Raw genomic sequence first — 18,650 nt, 5'->3', positions numbered from 1 at the left:
TCTTGCAGCTTCGAAACGTTAGTAGTAATACTCAGAAAAATGAGCGAAGAAAGAGAATTTAGAGTAATTATTCCAAAAGAAGAATATCAAATTATAGAATTTAAACAAGAAGATTTTCCTGGAATTGGTGTTATAAATTTAAGTTTGGTAAAATTTGAACCGAAAGATGTTTTCTCCTGGCATTGCTCAATAATGATTGACTTTGAAAACTTTATTGAAAATGGAATGCCGTCAAATGAAGATGTTTTAAAAGCAGAAAAGTTTGAAGATTATTTAGATGAAAATATAAAAGGTAAAAATAAAGAAAAACCAAATGCATTATTTTTGGGAAGAATTACTTGGAATAAAACTAGAGAATTAATTTGGAGAGTTTTTGAACCCGAACTAACTAATGAGTTTCTAAATAAAATCGTTGAAGAAGAAAATTATCCGTTTCAATTTGAATACAGAATAGATGATGATATAGATTGGAAACTTGCAGAATGGCTTTTGAAAAGTATAACTGAAGAATAAAGTACAACTACAAATAGCGGTTTAAAAAACAAAAATGTCAAAGCGTAAAATAATTTCATTCATAATTTTAACTTTCATTTTTATTTTATTTGTTGGAGTTTATAGCGTTTATGAAGTATTTTATTCCTCCTATTTTAATCAAATGGATTACACACAAATAGCATCTATTGGAAATGATGAAATTCCAACAAAATTAGAAATGCTTTTTTCAGGATTTAAAGACCTTAAAGTTATTCTAATAAGTTCATTAATAAGTGTTTTAATAATCAATGGAAAAAGAATTCTAAACTTAAAATAAAAGCTATACACAAAAATGGTTTTTATTATTTTTTAAAGTTAGTTTTGTATTTTATTATAATAAACAACTATGAAATATAAACCAATCATTGGATCTATTTTAGTTTGGATTTCTTATGTTTTGGCATTTTTAATGCTTACTGTTTTGTTACAATCATTGAAAGATATTTTTATAGTATTTTCTAAAGAAGATAATAGTTATGCATTTGGTTATTTGATGGGTACTTTAATAGGATATTCAATTTTTATAGGAATAATTTATTTTTTATATAGTTTTGGAAAAAAACTCAAAAAACAATAACCATGGAAAAAAATAACGCACCAGTATTTTTCTTAAGCATTGTAGCCATTATTGTTGGTTCGGCTTTGTACAAACAAATAGATTTCCAAAACTTTACAGTGGAGAAAAAGGCACTTTCGGCTATTTACTTTGTAACATTTGCAGCTTCGGTTTTTATTTTGGCAAAACATTTTATCAATAAATCAAAGAAATAGTGGTTTACATTTAAGCTGCCAAATCATTATGAAAGAAAATTATCCTTCCGTATTAGATAGAATAAAATCAACAACCATTGATACTTTAATACTCATTGTTTGTATGTATTTTTTCTCTGATATTCTCAACTCATATCAAAACGTTCCTAATTGGGTTAGAGCAACATTATTTGCTTCATTACTACTATATGAGCCAATTTGTACCGCATTTGGAACTACTTTAGGAAATCATAAAATGAACATTAGAGTCCGAAAAGTTTCAAATGAAAACGAAAGAATTACTATTTTTCAAGCTCTAATTAGATATTTTTTCAAATTACTATTGGGTTGGTTTTCTTTTATTACCGTTTTTGTAAACCCAAAAAGTAGAACTTTACACGATATTATTTGCGGAAGTATTATGGTAAAAGTTGAAGAATAATAAAAAACTGTTCCGTTTTTGAAGTGGTTACTCTTTTATTTTCGGTGTTCGGTCCTCTTGTTTAATCCATCGTTTGTTTTTGCTGTCCCAAACGGATTTATTATTCATGTGATCTTCTAAAGTAGATGGCGTTTTTTCATCAATCTTATAGCTCGGCAAATTATTTTCATCAAAATAAATTACAGAACTGTACATATACATACTTGCTCCAGGATTTAAACTTGATTCTATTTTTTCAACAGCACCATTTTTTCTAAAAAATAAATCATTAAAGCAAGTATAGCTCATTCTGATATTTTCAAGTTCATAGCTAACTTTACCATTTGGGAAATAAATCCAAATTTTTTGCCTATCTGATCTTGGTGCAACTTTTACTGAAAGTTTTCCATCTGAAAAATAATAATACGTAGTGTCATTTGAAGGTTTAATAACTGTTGGAATCTTTTCCTTTGAAGTATTTGGTTTTGAAGTTTTGGTATTACTTTGTATTGGTTTTTCCTCTTTAGCTTTTTCCTCCAATTTTTTTATTTGAGGCTTCTTTGAAAGGGAATCTTTAGGAATAATAGTAGTATCTTTTTCCTTTGATTCTTTTTTTAATTCTTCTAATTTTTTGTCAATACTATCTAATTTATCTTGTAAGACTTTCATTTCAGAGTCGTTATTTTTACAAGAGAATAAGCAGATTGCAACAACAAAAATTAAGAGAAAATGTTTCATAAACGAAAGTTTAAATACTAATATCAAAATGTATTCCAAAAAAAACTGCTCCATTTCTAGAGCAGTTTATTATTAATTATTGGGTTACTTAATTTAAGCTAGTAAACGTTGGAGTGCAATAACCAGTAATTGTTTTAACATCACCTGATTCATTTTCAACAGTTACATCGATAAATTCTAATTTAAATTTATTCGAACCCATATCAGTAACTTTTAAACTTCCTGTTGAAGTATCAACATCGCCACCATAACTATCTGATGCCGTTTCAAATGTTACCGAAGCAAAAGGAATTCCATCAAGATTGTCTTCTTGTAATAAAGAATATGTTCCGTTAATAGATGTTAATCCGGGATAAGCAACGACTATTGTTATATTTTTATAATTTGTTTCTGTAGAAGAATCAGGATCAAGAATATTAAAAGTTCGAGTATTAAAAAATTCAGGATCATCATCGCCATAAAACATTGTAAGATTGTAAATAGTATTAGGTAATGCATTTGTACCTATTTTGAAGAGAACATCATTTACAAATAAAGTTCCTGATGACGACGAACTACTGTCATCACTACTACATTGAACAAAGAACAAAGACAAAAACAATAAAGAAAATAAGCTGATTTTTTTCATTTCAATTAAGGTTACTATTGAATTCAAACTTAAGTAAAATAAGTATAATAAACAAAAAAAACTGCTCTGTTTCCAAAGCAGTCTTTTAACTAAATAAACTAAAATAAACTATAATTTTCCTTCTTTGATTTCATCCACAATTTCAGGATTCAATAAAGTTGAAATATCTCCAAAGTTTGAGAAGTCACCTTCTGCTATTTTTCTTAAAATTCTACGCATGATTTTTCCGGAACGTGTTTTTGGTAAACCACTCACAAACTGAATTTTATCTAACTTAGCAATTGGTCCAATTTGGTCAGAAATCAATTGGTTAATTTCTTTAGAAAGATTATCTCTATCACGACCTTCGCCTCTTTCTTTCAAAATTACAAATCCGTAAAGTGCATTTCCTTTAATATTATGTGGGAAACCAACGATAGCACTTTCTGCCACAGCTGGATGTTCGTTGATGGCATCTTCAATTGGAGCTGTACCTAAATTATGTCCAGAAACAATAATAACATCATCTACTCTACCCGTAATTCTGTAGTAACCTACTTCATCACGCAAAGCACCGTCACCTGTAAAATATTTTCCAGGAAAAGCAGTGAAATAGGTTTCTTTAAAACGTTGATGGTCACCCCAAATTGTTCTCGCCATTGATGGCCATGGAAATTTGATACACAAACTTCCTGTTACTTGATTGCCTTCAATTTCATTTCGCAATTCGTCCATTAAAACCGGTTGAATTCCAGGTAATGGTAACGAAGCGTACGTTGGTTTTGTTGGCGTTACAAATGGAACTGGCGAAATCATAATTCCTCCGGTTTCGGTTTGCCACCAAGTATCTACTAGTGGACAACGCTTTCCTCCTACGTGATCGTTATACCAATGCCAAGCTTCTTCGTTAATTGGTTCACCAACAGAACCAATAACTTTCAATGAACTCAGCGGAAAACGTTGTACGTAATCTAAACTTTCTTTTGCCAAAGCACGAATGGCAGTTGGCGCTGTATAGAATTGATTTACTTGATGTTTTTCGATAACTTCCCAAAAACGACTGAAATCTGGATATGATGGAACGCCTTCAAAAATCACAGTTGTTGCGCCATTTAAAAGTGGTCCGTAAAGAATATAAGAATGTCCTGTAATCCAACCGATATCAGCAGTACACCAATAAACGTCGTTTTCTTCGTATTTGAATATATTTTTAAAAGTATAAGCAGTGTAAACCATGTAACCTGCAGTTGTATGAACCATTCCTTTAGGTTTTCCAGTAGAACCAGAAGTATAAAGAATGAATAATGGATCTTCTGAATCCATAATTTCGGCTACGCAATTTGGAATCGCTGCGTCCATTAAAGGTTGCAACCATTGGTCACGACCTTCTTTCATGTTTACTTCTGTATTGGTTCTTTTTACTACCAAAACTTTTTCAACACAAGGTGATTTTTCTAGAGCTTCATCTACAATTCCTTTTAGGTCGATGGCTTTGTTTCCGCGGTAACTTCCGTCTGAAGTGATGACCATTTTACATTCAGAATCATTGATACGAGCCGAAACTGCTGAAGAAGAAAATCCTGCAAAAACTACCGAATGTATGGCTCCAATTCGGGCGCAAGCCAAAATAGAAACTGCTAATTCAGGAATCATTGGAAGATAAATACAAACGCGGTCGCCTTTTTTAACGCCTTGTTCCCGAAGTACATTCGCCATTCTTGAAACTCTTGCGTACAATTCGTTATAGGAAATATGTTGTGCTTCTTCGCTTGGATCATTTGGTTCGAAAATGATAGCCGTTTTTTCGCCTCGTTTTGCCAAATGACGGTCGATACAGTTTTTAGTGATGTTCACTTTAGCATCTACAAACCATTTGAAATGGGCTTCTTGCATATCAAATTCCATTACTTTTTCCCATTTTTGGTACCAAGTAAAGTTTTCATCAGCTATTCGGTCCCAAAATTTTCTTGGTTCACGCACTGATTTTTTATACATTTTAAAGTAATGCTCTAAATTGTCAATTGTATAGTAACTCATTATTATTCTATTTTTTATTCGTTTGTTAATGTAAATGTAACTATAAAATAAATGTAGAAAAGAATTTTCTTGCTAAATTAGTATACATAATGTAAAAATCGGAAGCATTAACTGATAATTCTACCGTCTTTCATTTCAATAATTCTATCGCTTTTGTGAGCAAAATCCTCATCATGTGTTACGGCAATGATTGTTTGTCCAAAATTCCGAGTCAATTCTTGAAAAATATCAAAAACAATGTTGGTGTTTTTACTGTCCAAATTTCCTGTTGGTTCGTCACCCATAATTATTAACGGATCATTAATCAAAGCTCTGGCGATGGCTACACGTTGTTGTTGTCCGCCCGAAAGTTTGCTAGCTGGTTTCAACGCTTGATCTTGCAAACCTAATATTTCCAATTTTTGATACGCTCGTGCTTCGATTTCTTTTTCGGGTAATTTGCCAAGTTTCAAAGCTGGAATCATGACGTTTCTCAAACATGAAAATTCAGGAAGTAGATAATGAAATTGGAACACAAATCCGATTTTTTCGTTTCTGATTTCGGCCAATTGATCGGTTGATAAACCTGTCATCAAATTGTTATCTATATATAATTCGCCTTTATAATCGGTATCCATGGTGGAAAGTATATATAAAAGTGTCGATTTACCACTACCCGATTTTCCTACTATAGAAAGAAATTCACCTTTTTTTACATCAAATGAAATTTCTTTTAGAACTTGAAATTCAGTTGGTTCGTGGAAAGACTTATTTATATTTTTGGTTTGAAGTATGTTCATCTCTATTTTCTTAATATTTCAACAGGATCAACATTTGCTGCTTTCTTAGCAGGAATATAACCTGCAAAAAAGGTAATTACTAAACCAATGGCAACACCTTGTACAAATTTTTTGAATTCGTAATCAATTGGAAAATAACCTATATCTCCACCAACGTATATATTTTTCAAAATTGTTATTAATATGATTGCCATAATGATTCCACCAATAACACCCATAATTCCAATTGAAACCGCTTGAGTTACAAATATTCTAATGACGTCTTTTCCTTTAAATCCCATAGCTTTTAGAATAGCAATATCATTTATTTTTTGAGAAACCGTCATATTTAAGATGTTGTAAATTCCGAAACCTGCCACTAATAGAATTGTAAAAGAAACAAAAGTGATGACTATTTTACGCATCCTATTTCCAGCAACATAAGTTGCATTCGCTTCTTTCCAACCTTCAGCTTTATAGCCAGTTATCGCCTCTATTTTACTGGCAACAGTTTCCGCATTTTCTGGATCGATTACATTAACATTTATATCAGTTACGTAGTTGCTTCCTTCTTTTAAAATTTGTTGTGCTGTTGCAATATTGATGTACGATTTTGTTTTGTCAACACTAGAATTATTTGTTTTAAAAACACCAATAACCTTAAAACTGCGATTGATTCCTTTGGAAGAAGTCAGATTGAGATTGTCATTGACAGCTAAATTCATTTTTTCGGCAATTCCACTACCAATAATAATTCCATTTTGATTGGATTTTAGTAAATCAAAATTTCCTTCTACCATAAACGATTTTATATCAAACATCAAGTTGGCTTCATCAGGTTTAATACCTACTGATAATCCCGAAATTTGTGATTTTCCATTGTTATAAAATACGCTAGAATTTACTTGAGGTGTAACAACAATTACTTCTTTCTGTTTTAAAATGGTTTCGATAACCAAATTTGGATTGATAATCGTATTGTTTACTGGAACGGTTTTCGGATTGATTATAATGGGTTTAGCATTATTATCTTCAATCAATGGTTTACTAATTTCGTCGTCTTTATAAACTCGAATATGAGAAGTTGATTTAAAGATAGAAGAATTAGCACTTTTGTCAAAACCTACTAACATACAATTCATAAAAATATAAATCGACATACCTAAAACAACTCCCATAACTGCAACAGCCGTGAGTTTTTTATTTGAAACTACATAAGTTTTCGCTATGGCTGTATTGATGTTCACTTTTTTAGTTTTTTGTGTTACGTTTTAAATTTTTAGTGTTATTTGTTTTAGTTGCAACCAAAAACTCAACACTTACAACTTATAACTAATTAGGTTTTAAAGGTAAAAGAATGTCGTCTTTGGTCAAGCCTTCAACTACTTCAACGTATTCTGTGGAGATGATCCCTGGTTTTATGATTACGTTTTCGTCTTTGCCTTTTACGTTTACTTTGTTTCCATATCCAACGTAATTTCTTGGAATTAGTAACGCATTTTTCTTTTCTCCAACCAAAATATTAGCTTCCAGTTGTGTTCCGAAAAGCGAGTTTTTTATAGGTTTATCGAAGGTTACTTTACAAATGAAGGATTGTGTTTGTTGGTCAAATGCCGAAAGAATTTCAGAAATTTTTCCGTTTAAAACACTATTTTTATTGGTATTAAGTTTTATAAAAACGATTTGTCCCAATTTTACTTTTCCGATGCTATTTTCGTCAACGTTTAAAACAGCTTCCACTTTCGTTTGATTAGCAATAGTCGCAATGACTTCGCCTTTTTTGACGTAATCACCGTTGTTTTTTAGTTTTTTGATAACCGTTCCGCTTTCTGTCACGATAATCGAATTGTAATTTTTAACAACTTGATTACTTTTTAATTGACCTTTGGTTGTAATTTGTTGTTGTTTCGCTTGTTGCAAAATAACTCGATATTGTTTTTTTAAAGAATTTAAATTGGATAGTGAATTTTTAGCCGCTAATTGAGCGTTTTCATATTCTACTTTTGAACCAATATTTTGCTGATTCAATCGTTCGTATCGTTCGGCTTGCTTTTTATCTTGTAAATATTTGCTTTCGGCAAACTGAATATTTTGTTCTAATTGCGCCAAAGCTGGAGCATTTGAAGTCACATTTTCATTAGAAATTTTTAATTGTTCTTGCGAAGTTTCTGCATTAATTTTATTGATTTCATTGTCTAATGTAGCAATTGTTTTTCCTTTTGCAATTGTGTTTCCTACCTCAAAAGAGGCATTTTGCAAAATACCATCAGTTTGTGCTGTAAGATTATAAGAATCGTCCCATTCCAATTGACCTGAAGCAAAAACCAATTCTTTAATATCTTGACTTGTAGGTTGTATTTCCTCACTTTTTCCACACGAAAAAAGGGATAAACCGATTATTATGGCAAGTGTTTTTTTCATTTTATAAGCAATTTTATTGATGTCTTTTTAGAAGTGGTATAAACAATAATCTAAATTAGTTAATGAGTACATACTCTAATAAATTTACATTAAAAAAGCCAATAAAAATACTTATTGGCTTTTTTAACTTGTTTTTACCTAAACGAACCTATTTTCGCTTTTGCAAAATCCTCTCTAACTTCATCAATAATAGCTTCATCATCAATGGTTGATGGAATTTGGAAGTTTTCTCCATCGGCAATACTTCTCAGTAATTTTCGTAAGATTTTACCCGAACGTGTTTTTGGTAATCGTTGGACAATAACAACATCTCGTAATGAAGCAACTGCTCCAATTTGTTCACGAACCAACTGAACTACTTCATGTTGCAATTGGAAGTGCTCAATATCCTCACCTGATTTATTGACAACTAAAGCCAGTGGAACTTGACCTTTTAATTCGTCATTAATTCCAATAACAGCACATTCAGCAACCGAATGATGTGAAGATACAATTTCTTCCATTTCGGCTGTAGAAAGCCTATGACCTGCGACATTGATAACGTCATCTACTCTACCTGTAATGTAAATATAATTTTCATCATCTTTAAATCCGCCATCACCTGAGAAATAATATCCTGGAAATTTATTCAAGTAACCAGCTTTGAAACGTTCGTTATCTTTCCATAAATCCAACATTGTTCCTGGAGGCAATGGTAATTTGATAACTACATAACCTTCTTCATTTGGACCTAATTCTTGTCCGTTTTCACCAAAAATTCTAATATCGTAACCAGTAACCGCTTTTCCTGCAGAACCTGGTTTTATGGATAAATACTCCACGCCCATCATGTTTGCTATCATTGGCCAACCTGATTCTGTTTGCCACCAATGGTCAATTGCAGGAACTGGAATGTGCTCGCGATACCAATCTAAAGTGGCTACATCGCAACGTTCACCAGCCAAGAATTGTGTTCGCAAACTGGACAAATCGTATTGTTTTATAAATTCACCATTTGGATCTTCTTTTTTTATCGCACGAATTGCTGTTGGTGCAGTAAACATAATACTTACTTTATGTTCGGCAATTACTCTCCAAAACGTACTTGCATCTGGCGTTCGTATTGGTTTTCCTTCAAAAATTACTGTTGTATTTCTATTAATTAATGGTCCATAAACAATATAACTGTGACCAACAACCCAACCTACATCGGATGCTGCCCAAAAAACTTCGTCTTGCTTGGCTCCATAAATATATTGCATTGAAAATTTAAGTGATACTGCATAACCTCCTGTATCTCTGACAATTCCTTTTGGTTTTCCTGTAGTTCCAGAAGTGTATAAAACATATAATGGATGTGAAGCATTTACAGGAACACATGGCGTTTCTTCTGAACCATAAACTAATGCATCATAATCAACATCGTATTTTTTGAAAGGAATTCTGGCTCCTAATTTTCTATTGAAAACGATTACTTTTTTAGGTTTGTGTTGGGCTAATTCAATGGCTTCATCCACTAATGGTTTGTAAGCGATTAATCGGTCTATTTCAATTCCAGATGATGCTGTAATGATTAATCTTGGTTTACAATCGTCAATTCTAATAGCTAGTTCGTGTGGTGCAAAACCTCCAAAAACAACGGAATGCGTTACTCCTATTCGTGCACAAGCCAACATTGCAAAAGTGGCTTGCGGAATCATAGGCATATAAATTACTGCTGTATCGCCTTTTTTTAATCCTAAAGAAATCATACCGCCAGCAAGTTTTGCTACTTCCGATTTTACTTCGTTATAGGTATATTTTTTTACAGTTTGCGTTACAGGTGAATCATATATAATTGCAGTTTGATCACCGAAACCATCCTGAATATGTTTATCTAACGCTAAATAACATATATTTAATTCTCCATCTTTATACCATAATGGATAATCATTTTCGTCTTTATCAACTATTGTTGTAGGTTTTGTATACCAATCGATTTGGTCTGCTTGAGCTTTCCAAAATGCTTCTGGTGATTGCGTGCTTTGGTTGTAAAATTCTTGGTAATTCATTGGTATTGTTAGGTTTGTGTTTGTTAAACTAGTAAAGTAAATTTAACTATTAATACAATACCAAATGAAATTTTCTTGCTAAATAGGTATATACGAAAACGTTTTCGTAAAGATCAATTTAAACTTAAAATTTAATTTTTAATCTCCAATTTATAACCAACACTATGAATGTTTACGATTGTAATAGAGGAATCTTTTTCTAATTTTTTTCTAAGTTTTGAGATAAACATATCTAAACTTCGCGTAACAATTACACCTTCGTTTTCCCAAATTTCTTTTTGCAAAGTTTTTCTATCGATTATTTCATTTGGAGATGAGGACAGAATATGCAATAATTTAGATTCTTTAGGAGTTAAAGCAATCTTTTTGTTTTCAAATTGAAGTTGGTTTTTCTGGAAGAAGAAAAAGTATTTTCCGATTAGTATATGTTCTTCTTTATTAGTAATAATTGTTTCGTCTTTGCTTTTTACTTTTTTGAATTTTATCAAAAAGAATACTAAGACAGCAAAAAATAGAATTACAACAAAGAAATATTTATTGAAAATAGAATTAGTTTTTGAAGCGAATTTAAAACTTATAACATAACAATCTAAAGGCATATTTCTTCCTTTACAAGTAATGATATTTTTACTTGAATCAGCAGCAATATGAAAACCATAAACAATTGCGTCATTGGAACACTTTTGTACTGAGACAGAATATTCTTTTGGGAATGTACTTTTAGAAATGTTCTTTTTAACGATGTTTATAAGAGAATCGGGAGCAAAAGCAAACTTATTTTCAAAGCTAATTTGAAATTCATTTTCTGAAATTATTTTTATGGGTACTACTTTTGAAGTCTTATCATTGGAACTAATCAAAACTTCATGCCCTATTTTTCTTAAAAGTATTTCGTTCTTGGGATTATCAATTGGAGATTCTGTTAGATGATTGCAACTAAACGGAATTGTAATAATGGCTAGGACTAATAAAAATAAAATATAAAGATGCTTTTGTTTCATCTTTCAAAAGTATTTAGATTTTAGTTTATTAAAAATGTATTCAGTAAGATTTACATTTTTTTTACAAACAATTTATGAAAATGAAATAAAAATAGATAATTAAGAAAGTAACTCCATCACTTGATCGACTACTTTTTTGATAGAAAATGGTTTCGTTAGATAGGCATCAGCACCAAGAGCCATTCCTTTTTCGATGTCGCTTTCTTTGTTTTTTGCAGAAAGAAAAATCACTTTGGTATGTTTTAAGTTGTCGTCTTTTTTTATTTGCTCAATAGTAGCGTAACCGTCAACCATAGGCATCATCACGTCAAGAATTATCATGTCGGGATAATTGGTTTTTACAATATCCAAAGCTTCTTGTCCGTCACGTGCAATGAATACTTCAAAATTATTTTTCTTGAAAGTATATTCAAGTGACATTACTATGTTAGGTTCGTCATCAACTATTAAAATCTTCTTCATTTCTTAAATTTATTATCTAATTGCAATATCAATATCAATATCAATTTCAATTTTACAAATATTAATCTATTTTTCAGTTGTTTGAAAAAAACATTCTACTAACTGAAATCTGTTTTTTGCTTCGGTAAAGTAAATACAATACAAGCTCCTTTTATACTTGGTTGCGCCCAAATTTTACCTTTGTGATGGTCAATAATTTGTTTGCAAATGGCTAATCCTAATCCGCTACCAACAGGTTTTTTAATGTTTTGATTGGTTGATTGATAGAATTTTTCAAATATAGCTTCAAAATCATTTGTATTAATACCTTTTCCATTATCATGTACGAAAGTATGAATAAAATTATCTTTTTCAATAATTTGAATCGTAATTAATCCTTCTGTATCAGGACAAAATTTGATTGCATTTGATAATAAATTGGTTACAACCTGAACAATTCTATCTTCATCATAATAAGCATTAATTTTATCTTTACTTTCAATATGAATCGTAATATTCTTATTTCTAATAAGTTGCTTTAATGGTTCAATAGACTTTTCTACGGTTTCAACCAAATTATTTTTACTAGGATTGATGGTTTGTTTTCCAGTTTCAAATTTTTCTAAATCCAAAATTTTATCAATCAAACGATTCAATCGATCCGATTCTGAAATGATATTTTGAAGAAATTGTTTTTTCAAATCTTCTGGAATCTCATCATCATCGTGCAAAATTTCACTGGCAGCGCGAATAGCGGTAATTGGTGTACGAAGTTCGTGTGTTACCGTATCTAAAAACTCATCTTTTTGCTTGTCTTTGATGATTAAAGAGGCATTGGCATTTTGTAATTTGGCCGTAATTTCTTTTAATTCGTTAGACGTTTCAGTCAATTTTTTGTTGATAATAATATTTTCTTTAGATTCTTCTAATATTTTTAATACTTCTGGCAAGGTGATTTTTTCCTCCTTTACAACACTAGAAATCAATATTCTAGCAGATGCCGTTCCGATATGTCCTGTGAGAAGATTTTCTGCAAATTTGATTAATCTGGCATCAGCAAGTTCAAGTTTTTTATCGACGTTATATTTTACATTGAAAATATTCATGGCACGTTTGGTACGTTCTTCACCAAGAAAACGAATCAATACTTTTTCAATATCATTTCTGTAAGCGGTTCCTTTCCAGATAAATGCATCTTCGTGATTAGTAATGTATTTGTTAATATCAACAAACATTTCGGCATAATTACGTTCCCGATAATTTCCTTTGAAACTTACTGAAACTGCAAAATAAGTAACCGAATTAAATAATAAACTCCAAAACAATGCATGTGGAACGGGTTGTAAATAATCCAATCCGAAAAGTTGGAATGGTTTTAGCAAATAAAATCCCATGAAACCTTCTGAAATAAAATTACTAGAACTGTTGGTAATTCCTATGGTGTACGGAATTAATAACGTATAAATACAAATTGCAAATCCGACCAAGATACTATAAACGGCACCTAAACGTGAACCTCTTCTCCAAAATAAAGCTCCAAAAAAAGCTGGTGCTAATTGTGAAATAATTACAAAAGCTACTAATCCGATTGAAACTAAATTATAGTCTAAACCGAAGAATCTGTAAATAAAATAAGATAATATGATTAAGGAAAAAATGCCTATTTTTCTACTATTTAAGATACTTTTGCTGCTAACAGAATCGGCACTTTTTAGTTTCCCTAATAGGTTGTAAGGTATTAAAATATTATTAGTAATCATTGTTGAAAGTCCTATTGAAGAAACAACAATCATTGAAATTGCTGCTGAGAATCCGCCAAGAAAAACCATTACGGTTAGTGTTTTTTGATCAAATAATTGTGGAATTAACAAAGAATAAGTATCTGAATTTACATTCTTTCCATCAAACAAAATATTTCCACCCCAAGCAATTGGATAGACAAAAATATTGAACAATAAAAGATACAATGGAAATAACCAAACCGCAGTATTAATGTGATTTTCACGATTATTTTCGATTACAGAAACTTGAAATTGTCTTGGTAAAAGAAAAATGGCAAACATGGAAAGCACACATAGTAAAAACCAATTGATAGCTTGAGGCAATCCACCAATCGTGTTTTTTTCTTTAAAATGTTCTAATAAACTTGCTTTTTGATAAATATCGTCAAAACCATCAAAGACAAAAAATGTAACGTAAACTCCGATGATGACAAAGAACACTAATTTTAAAACACTTTCCATGGCAACAGCAGTAACGATTCCTTTCCTTTTTTCGGAAGCATCAACATATCGAGTTCCATAATATGACGCAAAAAGTGCTAAGGCAACTGCTACGAGAGTTGTGGTATCATCAAAAATATTTTTACTTGTTGGTGTATTAGTAACTACATGAAAAGTTTCTGAAATGGCTTTGAGTTGCAATGAAATGTAAGGGATAATTCCTGTTAGGCAAATTACAGTCACAATGGCTCCAAGAAAACGACTATTTCCATATCGAAGTGAAATAAAATCGGCAATACTCGAAATTTTATTAACTCTCGAAATTCTTATGATTTTTCGGAGAATCAATATCCATGAAGGCGCAATAATTATTGGTCCAAGATAAATTGGAAGATAACTCAAACCACTATCGGCAGCAACGCCTATACTTCCGTAATACGTCCAAGCAGTACAATAAACAGCTAAAGATAAAGTATAAACATAAGGATTATTCGTCCATTTGCTATTTCCTTTTTTCTCTGCCCAATGTGCGATATAAAAAAGAACCGCTAAATATCCTGAGAGAATTATTAAAAGCGCTATACTATTCATTGTATCGTTTTACAATTAAAAGTGAAACTAATATTGAAAACAACCAAATAGAGAAAAAGTAAATATAAACAACTGGAAAACCAAGAAAATTTTGTGCAGAATCAAATAATAATGCAATAGGAAGATTAAATCCTATTAGCATGACTACAGAGATAATTACTAATTTTTGTTGATGTCTTTTTTTCATGTTAAGCCACAAAGTCGCAAAGGCACAAAGTTTTATTGTTAATTATTTTTACGAATTTACATAAAGTTTTCAATTAAATACATAAACTTTTAAACCTTCTGTTATAAATGCTCAAAAGCCCTTACGTGAATAAGAGCTTCTGAGACTAACCAATAAAATTATTTAATCTTCGTATTCATTGGTGATTGCATACCAACCAAAAATGGTTAAACCGGTAACAATCATTGGTAATAAAATGAAGAAAACAATAATTCCAAAAACTAAATCGTCTTGTTTTCCTGTGGTCAATTTGTAACCAAAAATCCCAATTGAAAAGTAAGCAACTGCAGCTGCTAGTGCAATCCAAACAATTCCTAAATATTTTTTTAATGCATTCATAGTTTTATATTTTAGTCGTGAAGAGTATTAATTTTTCTGTCAATGTAGATCATTCCGATAACGAAACAAACTGCGGCTATTCCAATTGGATACCATAATCCTTCAAGGTAAAATTCTACATCACCAGCTTCTTTTGCATTCGTTACAAAGTAGGTTGAAATTGCAGGAAGTAATCCTCCAAAGATACCATTTCCAACATGATATGGCAATGACATTGACGTATATCTAATTTTAACAGGGAACATTTCTACAAGGAATGCAGCAATTGGACCATAAACCATGGTAACAAAAATTACTTGAATGAAAACCATAAAGATTAAGAACCAACGATCACTACTGTTAATCATTTTGGTAACTTTAGTTTCAATTTTATCTTTTCCTTTGTCGTCAACCATCACTTTTCCAGCTTCAAAATGAATAGTTTTGATTTCTTCAACTGTAGTTCCATCGGTGTAAGCTTTTGTTGTAGTATAGATAGAATCCATTTTTGTAGCATCAACTTCTTTAATGGAAGGAACAACCTTAGTTTGAGCAACAATTTCAGTTTTTAAAGTTAAATCTGTTGAAGCATACATCGCTCTATAAATTGGACGATATAATAAAATAGCTAATAACATTCCTGTCATCATAATTGATTTTCTACCCCATTTATCACTTAACCAACCAAATACCACAAAGAATGGCGTTCCCATAATTAATGCTACACCCAATAACATATCAACTTGAGATGAATCAATACTTTGAACTGTTTTTAAGAAGTTCATTGCATAGAATTGTCCTGTATACCATACAACACCTTGTCCCATAGTTGCTCCAAATAATGCAAGAAGAACGAATTTTAAATTGAATTTATTTCCAAAACTTTCTTTTAAAGGATTTGTAGAAGTTTTACCTTCAGCTTTAGTTTTTGCGAAAGCCGGAGATTCGTGCATGTTTTTACGAATTAAATAAGATACATAAACCATTAAGATAGAAACCCAAAACGGTACTCTCCAACCCCATTCGTCAAATGCTTCTTTAGATAATGATGCTTTTGTTACTAAAATAACCATTAATGAAATAAACAATCCTACAGTTGCAGTTGTTTGAATCCATGATGTCCAATATCCTTTTTCTCCTGCTGGTGCATGTTCAGCCACATAAGTTGCAGCACCACCATATTCACCTCCAAGAGCTAAACCTTGAAGTAAACGAAGTACCAGAACTAAGATTGGAGCCGCAAAACCTATAGTTTCATAACTTGGAATACATCCAATTACAAATGTTGCTCCACCCATTAACATTAATGTTACCATGAAGGTATATTTTCTTCCAATTAAATCACCTAATCTACCGAAGAAAAGTGCTCCAAAAGGACGTACAACGAAACCTGCCGCAAATGTTGCTAATGTTGATAAGAAGGCAGCTGTTGGATTATCTGTTGGAAAGAATTTGGTTGATAACACTACGGCTAAACTACCGAAGATGTAAAAGTCATACCATTCAATCATTGTTCCCATTGAGGAAGCGGAAATTACTTTCCAAATACCTGTTGTTTTTTTATCGCTCATATTTATATAGTTTTAAATTGGTTTCTTTTTAGAAAGAATAAACACAAGAGACCATTGCTCTATAGTTTTTTACATCTTTTTTGTTCAAATCTGCTGTACCATTTGCATTAGCATTTAAATCACCCCATGTAGCACCTGTATATTCAAGTTCTGGTGTTATTCTAAATTTATTTTGTTTAAAATCAACTCTCGCTGAAGCTCTTAAAACATTATCTACAACTCTTGTTCCTGAAAAACCTCTTCCGTAGAATTTTACAGTTTCTCCTGCAGCTAAACCGTTTTTATCAGTTCCATCATTTTTAGTGTAACCAATAAATAAACCTGGTGCAATTTTTTTACCATTGCTAGCAATATCAATCCAATAAGCAGCTGTTTTTATAGCTTCATATTTTTCTTGCGCACCAGTTTCATTATAACCAGCAAAACCTCCAAGCATTACTAAGTTGTACATATTTCCTCCTGAAATTCCGTAAGCTTTAACTGAAAATTTGTCATTTGAATATTTAACATAACCCACAATTGATGTGCTATTTACTTTTTCAGATGATACTTTCCCAGCAGATTCTGTTAATGGTTGTAACGATTTATATTCAGCTCCAAATCCTGCAATCCAATTTTTATTTTTGAATTGTAGTTGCCCATGTAATGTTGGTAAAGCTGAATTTATTGAAGCAGAGTTTTGAGTTCCACCAGTTGCGGTTGTTGTAGTAAATTCTCTTTCTTTATAAGCAGTTACAGCGAAAGACAAATCTTTAGTTAAATTTTGTTTCAATCTAACTTGTGAAGCCCATCCAAAGGGGTTAAATAAAATTCCGGTACTAAAATTTGCAACACCAGGAAATACCTCTGGTATAAAAGTTGGGTACCAAGTTTGTCCCATAGTCAATGAAGTTTTTGACCATTCTAAATTTGCATAAGCATGTCTTAATCTGAATAATCCAATAGAAGATTCAGTGTTACCAAAAAAATCTCCTTCTAAATTTCCAGTGACTTTTGCACCCCAAACATTCGGTCCTTTTGCTTTAACACCAAGTCGTGATACAATTGACAAAAAATTAGATTGCTCTGCAGCATTGATATCGTCTCCATTTGTATCAAGCACTTCATCAAGTGGATAAAGATTTAAATTATATTCTCTAACTTGAGCTGATTTTCTTGTATCCCAAATGTAATCGGTTCTAACAAAACCATAAAGACTAACATCCCATTCTTTTTCCGAAGGTTTTACTGGTGTAGCAGTTGCGGTAGTTGTAGTTGTCGTTTGAGCATTTCCTATAAATGAGAATGCTACAAAGGATAACAAAATAATTTTTTTCATAAGGTTTAAAATTTGGTTAGTAATTTATTTTTGCATGACCAAATTCTAAATTTTTGTTAATGAAAAAAAATAAGATATATATTTATGTAAATACTATAGTTAATCTTTGAAACGCTCCCACTTTATTAGCATAAATTTATCACCTAGCTCGGTTATAATCATCCCGGCTCCTTTTAATTGATCTTTATTTTTTAAAAACTCTATCAATTCTAAATGATTATATATCTTATAGGTAGGATGATAATCGGTGTGATTAGGCTTTGTAACTTTAAACTCTTTTACCCAATTGCTAACTGTAACATGTGATACACCAATAATTCGCTCTATTTCTCTAAAACTCAAACCTTCTAAATACAACTGTAATGCCTTTGTTACATAATAACTATCTATCTTTTTTCCTAGTTTATTTACCGTAAAGTAATAATTACATTTTTTGCACAAAAACCTTTGTCTGTCTTTGATTACACCACTTTTAACAATGTTATCACTTTGGCATTTTGGACAAGCTAAAATCTCCATATATATAAATTTTGCATAAATATACTAATTTAGCAAATATATAAAAACATTTTTTATATTTTTTTTGCATTAAAATTATTGAGTGTGCAATTTTAAAGGGTAAAAATTGTGTTTAGTGCAATTTTAAAGCGTATTTATAAAACTCAT

At 31.2% G+C, this 18,650-nt stretch carries 20 protein-coding genes; 5 read left to right on the top strand and 15 right to left on the bottom strand.

The window, feature by feature from the left end; genetic code table 11:
* The first annotated feature begins 39 nt into the window (after positions 1-39).
* The 5 genes from Q0049_RS04745 (at position 40) to Q0049_RS04725 (ending at position 1,726) form a co-directional block, all read left to right on the top strand.
* On the top strand, positions 40-513 hold the full coding sequence (locus tag Q0049_RS04745; protein ID WP_298117121.1) for a DUF695 domain-containing protein: 474 nt from the start codon (positions 40-42) through the stop codon (positions 511-513).
* Between the two features lie 34 nt (positions 514-547).
* Positions 548-811 (top strand): hypothetical protein, encoded by a 264-nt coding sequence (locus tag Q0049_RS04740; RefSeq protein WP_298117119.1) that lies wholly within the window; start codon positions 548-550, stop codon positions 809-811.
* A 69-nt stretch (positions 812-880) separates the two neighbouring features.
* Positions 881-1,111, top strand: coding sequence for a hypothetical protein (locus tag Q0049_RS04735; protein WP_298117117.1), 231 nt, complete (start codon positions 881-883; stop codon positions 1,109-1,111).
* Positions 1,112-1,113: 2 nt separating this feature from the next.
* Positions 1,114-1,305 (top strand): hypothetical protein, encoded by a 192-nt coding sequence (locus Q0049_RS04730; RefSeq protein ID WP_298117115.1) that lies wholly within the window; start codon positions 1,114-1,116, stop codon positions 1,303-1,305.
* A 28-nt stretch (positions 1,306-1,333) separates the two neighbouring features.
* Complete coding sequence (locus Q0049_RS04725; protein WP_298117113.1) at positions 1,334-1,726, top strand: RDD family protein; 393 nt, start codon at positions 1,334-1,336, stop codon at positions 1,724-1,726.
* Between the two features lie 27 nt (positions 1,727-1,753).
* On the opposite strand, the gene Q0049_RS04720 is transcribed toward Q0049_RS04725, so the two are convergent.
* From Q0049_RS04720 to Q0049_RS04650, 15 genes are all read right to left on the bottom strand, one after another.
* Entirely contained in the window at positions 1,754-2,443 is a 690-nt protein-coding gene (locus Q0049_RS04720; RefSeq protein WP_298117111.1) for a hypothetical protein, read from the bottom strand.
* Between the two features lie 88 nt (positions 2,444-2,531).
* Positions 2,532-3,071, bottom strand: coding sequence for a hypothetical protein (locus Q0049_RS04715; protein WP_298117109.1), 540 nt, complete (start codon positions 3,069-3,071; stop codon positions 2,532-2,534).
* Positions 3,072-3,179: 108 nt separating this feature from the next.
* Positions 3,180-5,087 carry an acetate--CoA ligase gene (gene acs / locus Q0049_RS04710; protein ID WP_298117108.1) on the bottom strand — a complete coding sequence of 636 codons (1,908 nt, stop codon included), beginning with the start codon at positions 5,085-5,087 and terminating at the stop codon, positions 3,180-3,182.
* Positions 5,088-5,194: 107 nt separating this feature from the next.
* Complete coding sequence (locus tag Q0049_RS04705; protein ID WP_298117106.1) at positions 5,195-5,866, bottom strand: ABC transporter ATP-binding protein; 672 nt, start codon at positions 5,864-5,866, stop codon at positions 5,195-5,197.
* A gap of 2 nt (positions 5,867-5,868) precedes the next feature.
* Entirely contained in the window at positions 5,869-7,092 is a 1,224-nt protein-coding gene (locus Q0049_RS04700; RefSeq protein WP_298117104.1) for an ABC transporter permease, read from the bottom strand.
* A gap of 85 nt (positions 7,093-7,177) precedes the next feature.
* Positions 7,178-8,266, bottom strand: coding sequence for an HlyD family efflux transporter periplasmic adaptor subunit (locus Q0049_RS04695; protein ID WP_298117102.1), 1,089 nt, complete (start codon positions 8,264-8,266; stop codon positions 7,178-7,180).
* A gap of 134 nt (positions 8,267-8,400) precedes the next feature.
* Positions 8,401-10,296: an acetate--CoA ligase gene (locus tag Q0049_RS04690; RefSeq protein WP_298117100.1), complete on the bottom strand. Its 1,896-nt coding sequence runs from the start codon at positions 10,294-10,296 to the stop codon at positions 8,401-8,403.
* Positions 10,297-10,427: 131 nt separating this feature from the next.
* Positions 10,428-11,297, bottom strand: a complete 870-nt coding sequence (locus Q0049_RS04685) for a helix-turn-helix domain-containing protein (RefSeq protein ID WP_298117098.1) — start codon at positions 11,295-11,297, stop codon at positions 10,428-10,430.
* Positions 11,298-11,396: 99 nt separating this feature from the next.
* On the bottom strand, positions 11,397-11,759 hold the full coding sequence (locus Q0049_RS04680; protein ID WP_298117096.1) for a response regulator: 363 nt from the start codon (positions 11,757-11,759) through the stop codon (positions 11,397-11,399).
* Between the two features lie 98 nt (positions 11,760-11,857).
* Entirely contained in the window at positions 11,858-14,551 is a 2,694-nt protein-coding gene (locus Q0049_RS04675; RefSeq protein WP_298117094.1) for an ATP-binding protein, read from the bottom strand.
* The gene (locus Q0049_RS04670; RefSeq protein WP_298117092.1) at positions 14,544-14,738 is read right to left on the bottom strand and encodes a hypothetical protein; all 195 of its coding nucleotides are present in this window, start codon (positions 14,736-14,738) and stop codon (positions 14,544-14,546) included. The genes Q0049_RS04675 and Q0049_RS04670 overlap by 8 nt, the downstream gene beginning before the upstream one ends.
* A 162-nt stretch (positions 14,739-14,900) precedes the next feature.
* Positions 14,901-15,116, bottom strand: coding sequence for a DUF6814 family protein (locus tag Q0049_RS04665; RefSeq protein ID WP_298117090.1), 216 nt, complete (start codon positions 15,114-15,116; stop codon positions 14,901-14,903).
* A gap of 11 nt (positions 15,117-15,127) precedes the next feature.
* The gene (locus tag Q0049_RS04660) at positions 15,128-16,666 is read right to left on the bottom strand and encodes an MFS transporter (protein WP_298117088.1); all 1,539 of its coding nucleotides are present in this window, start codon (positions 16,664-16,666) and stop codon (positions 15,128-15,130) included.
* 28 nt (positions 16,667-16,694) lie between these two features.
* Complete coding sequence (locus Q0049_RS04655; protein WP_298117086.1) at positions 16,695-17,984, bottom strand: hypothetical protein; 1,290 nt, start codon at positions 17,982-17,984, stop codon at positions 16,695-16,697.
* Between the two features lie 99 nt (positions 17,985-18,083).
* Positions 18,084-18,503 (bottom strand): helix-turn-helix domain-containing protein, encoded by a 420-nt coding sequence (locus Q0049_RS04650; protein WP_298117084.1) that lies wholly within the window; start codon positions 18,501-18,503, stop codon positions 18,084-18,086.
* Positions 18,504-18,650: the final 147 nt, after the last annotated feature.

Source organism: Flavobacterium sp., from assembly GCF_027484205.1.
Taxonomy (GTDB): Bacteria; Bacteroidota; Bacteroidia; order Flavobacteriales; family Flavobacteriaceae; genus Flavobacterium.
The sequence above is the reverse complement of the archived record's forward strand: the minus strand, read 5'-3'. Positions and strand labels throughout refer to the sequence as shown.